This is a genomic window from Enterobacter sp. UNJFSC 003 (genome assembly GCF_036903355.1).
Classification (GTDB): domain Bacteria; phylum Pseudomonadota; class Gammaproteobacteria; order Enterobacterales; family Enterobacteriaceae; genus Enterobacter.
In genome coordinates this window covers 1-354 of record NZ_JBAKHK010000067.1, presented here as the reverse complement: position 1 = coordinate 354, position 354 = coordinate 1, and the positions used below count along the sequence as shown (strand labels likewise).

Genomic DNA, 354 nt, shown 5'->3' with positions numbered 1-354 from the left:
ATGTTGTAGCTGATTAAACGCCTGCGCCAGTTGCCCATGCGTTGGGTCCCCAGAGAGCAAATCGGGACGCGCCAGCTCCGCCAGCAACGTTGCGGTATCGATTAACGTCCCCTCCGTTGCTCTTCGCACTCCCGGTTTAACTTCTTTGACAAAAATAGCCAGTACGAACCAGGCCGCCACCGCCACCAGTAAAAAATAGCCCAGCAGCAACCGCATGCCGATACGCATTACAGGCCCCTCAGGCTATATCCCATGCCGCGATGAGTATTAATCGGTGAAAGATCGGGGTTGATGGCGCGCAGCTTGGCACGCAACGTTTTAATGTGGGTATCAACGGTGCGATCGTAGGTGTCC

At 55.1% G+C, this 354-nt stretch carries 1 protein-coding gene and 1 pseudogene; both read right to left on the bottom strand.

The window, feature by feature from the left end:
- Positions 1–228: pseudogene (locus V5P19_RS23115) on the bottom strand (two-component system sensor histidine kinase CreC); the annotation flags it as partial.
- Positions 228–354: winged helix-turn-helix domain-containing protein (locus tag V5P19_RS23110; protein WP_334407857.1), on the bottom strand; the 127-nt coding region annotated here is incomplete at its 5' end. The pseudogene V5P19_RS23115 and the gene V5P19_RS23110, both read right to left, overlap by 1 nt.